The following is a 6746-nucleotide window of genomic DNA, read 5'->3' on the forward strand; positions in this document are numbered from 1 at the left end:
CAGTCCAGTGCGACACGCCGGCGAAAGGCCGGTGTGTCGTCTGGATCGGTATAAGCTTAGCTGGCAAACGCCGCAAGGACGTTGGTCAGTTTTGTTTTCATTTCCGGCATTGTGGGAGTGCCGAAATAGCAGTCGTTTTCCAGCGTGAGGTAGCCGGGTCGCACCAGTGTTCCCATCACGCTTTGAAACTGTGTGAACGACGCGCCTTGAGCCTGCATCGCCGCGTACAGCACTCCTGCTGGGGCGCCATGCCGGCCGCCGGCTTCAACTGCCTCGATGACGCCGAGGCTCACTGTTGCGACTGCTCGGATCTGCGCTGGGGTCAACCTGCTCATTTAGTCACCTCGCTCACGTGGGTCATCCACAGGGCAGCCGATGGCAGGTCATTGATGATGTCCAGGATTTCTGATCCGGTTGGGTGGTGCACCTCGATGCCCCCTCCCTTCTGGATAGCGCTCAGCAGGTACATGCAGTCGGCCAGAGTATGGGCGCCTTTGCTCTCAGCGATGTCGGTGAGCGTTTCGTTGGCTTCGAGCAGTTCGATCATGAACTGGGTCGACCGTGCTTGGCGTTGTGCAGCGCCAGTTGCGGTCACCGAGGTGGTGGCCGGCGTCGACGAAGCAGTAGCACGCTCCGCGAGGTCGGTGATTGCAGCCATCGCTTCGTTCGCCTGGAATTCCAGGTCGTCGGATTCGGCGACAGCGACAGGGATCAGCGCGTTGTTGAAAAGGTGATTGACGAGATTGCTTGCGAAGTCCGCACAGGAATAAGGCATTTGTAGTGCTCCAGTAGAGTGATGGAGCTACCCCGCGTGGGATAGCCCACTAGGGTTGTGTGTGATGTGGTCGGGATCAGCGCAAAGTAGCTTTTGCCTGCGCCTCACGGCGGTTCAGCCACCAGTCCATTGCGTCATTGGATGCGACTCGCAGCGCCAAACTTCGGGTAAGCGGATGGTTAAGGCCGAACGTCTTGTGTGAGCCATCGGGATACGATGCGTTGACCGCCCAGCCGTCCTTGAGGCCTTCTAACTGGTGTGGTATTAGGGCATACGACGCGCCCGCGAATAGCAACGATTCAGCCGTGTCGAGCTGGTGCGAAAACTGCCTGCCAGAGAGCGGCGGCAGCGTTGCCAGTTCGCCGCTTGTTGTCAGAACATCGAGCGCGTCCAAGCTGAAAAGTTCATCGCGTTCACGCGCACGTGTAGTAGCGGTAAGCCGGACGTTCCAGTAGCCGGTTGCTACGCCGCTGTCGCTTTGGACGATTCCTTCGCGACCCGGATATTTGTCTCCCCCGATACGAGCCTGGTTCGACTTGACGCGAACGCGAATACCTTCGCGCACGGCCAGTAGCCTTGCGGCAGCTGCACGCTCCTTCAGGTCAGCCAGGTCGGTCTTGAGCGACGAGTGGGCGTTGTCTGGGAAGGCGAAGATCACACGGACACCGACAACATCGTGGTCATCCATGTGTGCCTGAATCGCGGGAAGAACACCGTCACAGGACAAGGTCTTGTCACCTAACCAGTAGGCAAAGACGCTTCCATCTACGCTCCCAGGTGCCTCGGAGACAAAAACATCCCCAGTGCGGTCGGTTGGCCATTCCCCAGCCCATTCGCTTGGAGAGGCATGGTGAAGTTGGAAGGTGCGGCCGGTGATCGATTGCACGGCGCGGGCCAAATTGGTGGTCGTTTGCATAGTGTGGTCCTGCGAAAAGAAAACGCCCCACCGAAATCGGCAGGGCGCTGTTGTTGTAAGCGGTGATGTGGCTTAGGGGTAGTAGTCGGGAAAGCAGTCGAATCCCCAGTCGCGGACCCCCTCGGCCACGCCCTCGTAATACTCGAGGGGCATGTCCAATTGGATCTCGGACTGGTGATCCGCTTGGTTACCGTGTCGGTACCCGTTTTGCCACAGTTGGGATTTTTTTGTGATGCCGGCGTTGGGCACAATAGTCGATCCAATCTTGCGATCGGACGATTAGGCGGCCAGCAGCTCGAAACGCACTTGTTGGCGTGCGAACGGGTCGCGTACGGACTTGCGCACGACAAGCACCGAACGAGCATCGCGTTGCTCCCGGTTCGGGAAGGCGATGATCGTCGCGGTCGACGCCATGACAGGGTTACGGTGGACTTCGCTTGCAAGCATTGGCTTTATCTCCGTGGCTTCCGCGAGGTGATGTTCCATTTGCATACGCAGCTCAGTTGCCAAACGATGGCGCACCTGGCGGCGGCTCTGGCGCTTGAAGTAGCTGCGCATAGCGTGGCCACGGCGCGTGTCGATCTCGCCTTCGAGGTTGCTGTTTGCGATTGCGTTTACATTGCTGGTATTCATGATGCGTATCTCCGGAAGGAGGAACGCTGTCCCTACGGGGACAGGTCCCCGATGGGTTGTAGAAGAAGCTGGCCAGTGGCACAGCGACGTCAGATGCCGAGAGTCGGCTTAGGAAGATTTGAGCATTGCTCATCCGTGGCGGCACGGAAAAGCAGTTTGAATTTACAACAATGCCGCATGGCGACGGTTCATGATACACCAACTTTCGCGGAAGCAACAAGCTGCCTGGCCCTTATGACTGGTCGAGCAGACATAAGGGCTATTCCTTCAAGTTACAGATCTTCTGCAGCTTCGCGCGCTAAGTCCATCAGTTCATCTTTGATTCGCGCCACTTGGCCGGGAGGCATCATCTTGCTAGGCGCCGGGTACTCGTTTTCGATTCCCAACGTCCCGGAGACATCGTTACCCTCTTCTTGGTCTCGGCGAACCGATTCCATTGCTACCTTGATCGCCTCTTGGCGACCCATATCGCGAGCGGCCACTAGATAAGCGGCCCGGCTGGCGATTACATCTGCCAGCCTCTCGCGATGGAGATCCTGTTGGTACTCGACTGCATCATTGCGACCGTTTGCCATCTTTTCCTCCCTGTGTATGACACCGGCTGCCGGCCGGTTCGGGCGCGCATTGTACGTGAACGGCTCTATTTCTGGGCACCCGTGACCAGAATTGTATTGATGTAGAGCGTAAAAAAAGACCCAAACAGCCGTGGCTGGATGGGTCTTTCTCAGGCACTTGGCCTACTCAAGCCGCGCACTAGGTGCGCGAACTATTGCATGTCGGCCAAGTTGAACAAGCCGATGGGCTCGACCTCAAAAAAACTCACAAACAACAGCGTTCCCTCATGGTCAGTCACGAAGAACTGGCCGTCGTCATCGAAGCCACCGCTTTCAATCCCTTCTTCGGTCAGGACAACGGAGTAGTTCATGTTTCCGTCAGTCCAAGAGAAAAGGAGCACCTCGTTGGTAGGCACGCCGATACATTCCGAGATGGTCCAGTCGGTGACGAGAGGGCCGTCGTTTATGCTAACCGCGTTCGACAGATTCATCAGCTGCATGAATCGCGGCAGCAACGGGCCCACCACCTCCAGCGCACGATCGCCTGAAGGCTTTATGCGCTTTAGGCGGGTGACGATGACGTTCTCTAATGGCAATGTGACTTCCACCGGTAGATCGTCGAGAGCCAGAGCGCAATTGCTGCCTGGCAGCACCGTAGCAGTGACTTCCATCTCGACAACTGTCTGGACAGACGCTGGCAGCCCCGGACTCACAATACGACGCGCTTCTTCAAACGCCTCGGACGTGATCGCCGTCAAGTAATCGACTCCAAAATAGTCGCAAATTTGACGGGTTACATTAACCGCTAGCGGCCCTGCATGATTAGCGAGCGCCTGACCGATCATGTCGGTTCTGTAATCGTTGTTTCGCAGGCGCACGACAGCGTCGTGCTCCATGTTGAGGATTATCTCCGTGACGTCGACCTGCTTGTCATCGAGGACGATTAAGTCGCGACCTTTGTATCCGCCCCAGGCTTGAAGCACGATACGGGCAATGATGCGGTTTTCTGCCGCCGGCACGACGATTGGCGGGATAGCTTGTTGCGAGGTGGTGATGGTTTGCATGAGATGCTTTCTAAGGATGCCCGATAGGGCTTTGTATGGTGGCGCCGCAGGTGCGGCAAGTTACTTGCATGCGGTTTCCTGCTCGAGCGGCGACCAGGTCGCCAGCGTGATTACAGAATCGCGACGGAAGGTGATGGACCGGCTTTGGGAGGCGCGGTCATCTCGGTGTGGTAGATAATTTTTCCCCTGCAGTGAACCCTGTGTGCGTATATGGTGACCTGCTCGGCCCACCTGACAGCACGGTTGTCGCAATCGATAAAGAGGTGCGTGACATGAGGGTCGAAGCGAACCTCGATCCCCTCAAAGCTGTGAGCTTCGTCGTCCAGCAGCACGCCATCGGCACTGGCTATTGGATGTTTCGACGCCACGCCAGACGCGATCTTCTCGCGCCCGAGCTGGGCCACATTTAGGAAACAATCGCTCAAGGAAACGGTCTTTTGATACCACAGGACCGAACCTCCGTAAAAGCCAGAGTTCTGCCGATGACGACCGCTGCCGCTGCCCTTGTGAAGGGTTTGGACAGGCACCTTGCGCGACTTCCAAATATTGAGATTTAAGCGTACGCCAACCAGGTCACCGACTTGCGGCCGGAGCTTCTTGGCCATGATGCGGGCGCAAACCTTGTCCTCGGCTAGGGCGCGATCGATCTCCGCGTCATCGATGATGATCGGCGCCGCCATCACTGGCCGACCTTCTCACCTGCGACATTCGCTGCTGCTTTGGCTAAGGCCAGCTTTGCAGCTGCTCGCGGATCCACTAAGTGGTCGGGAATGTCCTCGCCGTCTTCGTATGCTTCCAGCGCGTAGGCATGCAGGCACCGTTCGCACACGCTGGCCAGGAACGTCGGGTTGTGAAGCGGCGCGTACACGGCGTGCACGCTGCGTGATTGGTCTTTCGGTGCCAGGCACAGGCGGCGCCCGGCATGAAGCCCGGTCTCAGACAGGTGCACAAGCTCGAGCCCACCAGCGACGCGGGTGTCGCGCAACTGCTGTTTGGTCATGTCACGCATCTTTTGCATCACGCCCTGGTGCTCGGCGTAGTCCGCCTCGCCCGTAAAGCCCAAGGCTTCGAGTTGGTCGGCGCGGTCGGTATTTGCTGCGGTAGTGGTTTGCATGTGTGTGTTCTTCCAATTGAACGGCGCCGCATCGTCAGCGACGTGGGCTATTGCAGGAGTTGGCTATAGGCCGGTAGGTAGATGCCGAGATTCGGCAAAGGAAAGCGGTGTAGATGCTGGCCACGGATGGAGCCGTGGTAAGCAGAGGAAAGGAAAGACGCGCCCTACCCCGGAATGGGGTAAGGCGGTCAATTGTCGTGGTTTATCGGATCGGTTTGAGCGCAGCGCGCAGGTCAGCGAGAAGCTGGTCGACGCCTTCCTGCGTGTCGTCGCCTTCAAAACCGGCGATGAAATCGGTAGCCCGTTCCAACAGCGAGGCTGGATAGATCGACTCAATCATCTCCTCGATGCCGGCAGCAGTTTTCAGACCGTGGAGCGTGGCCATGCGCTGCTTGCCGTTCATGATGATGACGGCGATTTGAGCGGCGGTCGCTTGAGCGGTTCGCGCCGATCTCTCAGCTGATGTCGGTAGCGATGGCTTTTCGGCAGGCTTAAACAAGGCAGCTGCCGAACGAACGCCGTGGTGCGGATCGTGCAGAAGCGCATGCTTGGCAGCTTCTTCGCACTTGTCCAAAAACTTGTTCGCGACTTCGAACTTCACGCCCCATTCCAGAGCTTGAATGTCCTCCACCGTGATCACGGCCTTGGGCGCCAGTGCAGCGAGATCCTGCTCGCGCAGCCGGTGCAGCTCGGCTACTTCGTCTTGGTTTGGTTTGCGGCGGCTGAACGAGGCCGCGTACTCCAGTGCGGTCGTCATTAGGCTGCTTTCGGCTCGTTGGTGGCGCCGAACAGGTCGGCAAGGAAGTAATCGATCTTGCGGTCCTTCTCGTGCGCCTTAAGCTGCTCACGATTGGCCGGAGTGTCGGTGCACTTATAGGTCACGTACTCACCCTTAGCGTCTCCACCTTCGAAGACGACGATCAATTTCGTCTTAATCGCACGTTTAAACGTGTTCACCATCCCGCTGATATCAGCGATGCGGCCGACGAGAAATTCGACGTTGTCTACGGTAGGCAGTGGCACGCGAGCTGCAATGTCGGCTTGTGCTGCCTGATAATTCCGGCCCTCAACCTTGTCGTACTGCTGCTCCAAACGGAGGTTGAACAACATGTGGCCACGTACTGCGGTCGCGACCTCGGGAACTGCAAACAGCTTTTCGAGGCTGGCTTTGTCGACGGCTTTGCCGGCTTCGGTGGTGGCGTGGAAGAACGACTCATCCGGACCGCCGTGACCGCCGTTTGAGACGGTGACGATTTTTGTGCGTCCATGCGCCAAAGTCGCGTGCCAGGCAGGGCCGTCATGGGTAACGACGGACTTGCTGTCTGTCAGCTTGAAACCAGCTGCGGAGAAAGCTTGGATGAAAGCGACGTCTTGTTTCAGTGAAGATTTTTCGGATTGGGACATGGTGAATCCTTAAAAAACGGACGAACCTGCCCCACTGGGCAAAGTTCACCCAGATGGAAGAAAATGAAATAGAGCGCCGAAGCGCCCTACGTGTTACTGAACTGCGAGTGCAGCCTGACGGCGCACTTTGTGACGACCGCGCCAGGCCATGCCCAGCGCTCTTGCAGAGCCACCGAGCAGTGCGATGGCTTCCGAATCCATGTAATAGGTTCCGGTTGTTACGTGGCCTCGTACCGCCTTTACTGCCTCTTCTTGCGTAAGTTTGAACATCCAGCACAAAGCACGG

Annotated in this window: 11 protein-coding genes; all 11 read right to left on the reverse strand. The window is 57.6% G+C overall.

Going from position 1 to position 6746, the window contains the following annotated elements; genetic code table 11:
- Positions 1-56 precede the first annotated feature (56 nt).
- Positions 57-335, reverse strand: a complete 279-nt coding sequence (locus AC1MGT_RS23890) for a hypothetical protein (protein ID WP_499504490.1) — start codon at positions 333-335, stop codon at positions 57-59.
- Positions 332-775 (reverse strand): hypothetical protein, encoded by a 444-nt coding sequence (locus AC1MGT_RS23895; RefSeq protein WP_499504491.1) that lies wholly within the window; start codon positions 773-775, stop codon positions 332-334. The genes AC1MGT_RS23890 and AC1MGT_RS23895 overlap by 4 nt, the downstream gene beginning before the upstream one ends.
- A gap of 76 nt (positions 776-851) precedes the next feature.
- Positions 852-1691, reverse strand: a complete 840-nt coding sequence (locus tag AC1MGT_RS23900) for a hypothetical protein (RefSeq protein ID WP_499504492.1) — start codon at positions 1689-1691, stop codon at positions 852-854.
- A 279-nt stretch (positions 1692-1970) separates the two neighbouring features.
- Positions 1971-2324 (reverse strand): hypothetical protein, encoded by a 354-nt coding sequence (locus AC1MGT_RS23905; RefSeq protein ID WP_499504493.1) that lies wholly within the window; start codon positions 2322-2324, stop codon positions 1971-1973.
- 272 nt (positions 2325-2596) lie between these two features.
- Positions 2597-2899 carry a hypothetical protein gene (locus AC1MGT_RS23910; RefSeq protein ID WP_499504494.1) on the reverse strand — a complete coding sequence of 101 codons (303 nt, stop codon included), beginning with the start codon at positions 2897-2899 and terminating at the stop codon, positions 2597-2599.
- A gap of 191 nt (positions 2900-3090) precedes the next feature.
- The gene (locus tag AC1MGT_RS23915; RefSeq protein WP_499504495.1) at positions 3091-3942 is read right to left on the reverse strand and encodes a hypothetical protein; all 852 of its coding nucleotides are present in this window, start codon (positions 3940-3942) and stop codon (positions 3091-3093) included.
- 110 nt (positions 3943-4052) lie between these two features.
- Positions 4053-4622: a L5-gp82 domain-containing phage-derived protein gene (locus AC1MGT_RS23920; RefSeq protein ID WP_499504496.1), complete on the reverse strand. Its 570-nt coding sequence runs from the start codon at positions 4620-4622 to the stop codon at positions 4053-4055.
- On the reverse strand, positions 4622-5056 hold the full coding sequence (locus tag AC1MGT_RS23925) for a hypothetical protein (protein WP_499504497.1): 435 nt from the start codon (positions 5054-5056) through the stop codon (positions 4622-4624). Before AC1MGT_RS23925 ends, AC1MGT_RS23920 begins: the two co-directional genes overlap by 1 nt.
- 202 nt (positions 5057-5258) lie before the next feature.
- A complete protein-coding gene (locus tag AC1MGT_RS23930; RefSeq protein ID WP_499504498.1) occupies positions 5259-5813 on the reverse strand; it encodes a hypothetical protein in 555 nt (184 codons plus the stop codon).
- Positions 5813-6460 (reverse strand): hypothetical protein, encoded by a 648-nt coding sequence (locus AC1MGT_RS23935; RefSeq protein WP_499504499.1) that lies wholly within the window; start codon positions 6458-6460, stop codon positions 5813-5815. The genes AC1MGT_RS23930 and AC1MGT_RS23935 overlap by 1 nt, the downstream gene beginning before the upstream one ends.
- Positions 6461-6553: 93 nt before the next feature.
- A partial coding sequence (locus AC1MGT_RS23940) for a hypothetical protein (RefSeq protein ID WP_499504500.1) occupies positions 6554-6746 on the reverse strand: 193 nt, incomplete at its 5' end.

The organism is Telluria sp. BA11 (assembly GCF_056680305.1).

What these genes read in the sequence shown, in the direction of transcription:
- AC1MGT_RS23920 (WP_499504496.1), bottom strand. Translation starts at nt 4,622, where the DNA reads ATGGCGGCGCCGATCATCATCGATGACGCGGAGATCGATCGCGCCCTA.
- AC1MGT_RS23890 (WP_499504490.1), bottom strand. Translation starts at nt 335, where the DNA reads ATGAGCAGGTTGACCCCAGCGCAGATCCGAGCAGTCGCAACAGTGAGC.
- AC1MGT_RS23935 (WP_499504499.1), bottom strand. Translation starts at nt 6,460, where the DNA reads ATGTCCCAATCCGAAAAATCTTCACTGAAACAAGACGTCGCTTTCATC.
- AC1MGT_RS23905 (WP_499504493.1), bottom strand. Translation starts at nt 2,324, where the DNA reads ATGAATACCAGCAATGTAAACGCAATCGCAAACAGCAACCTCGAAGGC.
- AC1MGT_RS23895 (WP_499504491.1), bottom strand. Translation starts at nt 775, where the DNA reads ATGCCTTATTCCTGTGCGGACTTCGCAAGCAATCTCGTCAATCACCTT.
- AC1MGT_RS23910 (WP_499504494.1), bottom strand. Translation starts at nt 2,899, where the DNA reads ATGGCAAACGGTCGCAATGATGCAGTCGAGTACCAACAGGATCTCCAT.
- AC1MGT_RS23900 (WP_499504492.1), bottom strand. Translation starts at nt 1,691, where the DNA reads ATGCAAACGACCACCAATTTGGCCCGCGCCGTGCAATCGATCACCGGC.
- AC1MGT_RS23925 (WP_499504497.1), bottom strand. Translation starts at nt 5,056, where the DNA reads ATGCAAACCACTACCGCAGCAAATACCGACCGCGCCGACCAACTCGAA.
- AC1MGT_RS23915 (WP_499504495.1), bottom strand. Translation starts at nt 3,942, where the DNA reads ATGCAAACCATCACCACCTCGCAACAAGCTATCCCGCCAATCGTCGTG.
- AC1MGT_RS23930 (WP_499504498.1), bottom strand. Translation starts at nt 5,813, where the DNA reads ATGACGACCGCACTGGAGTACGCGGCCTCGTTCAGCCGCCGCAAACCA.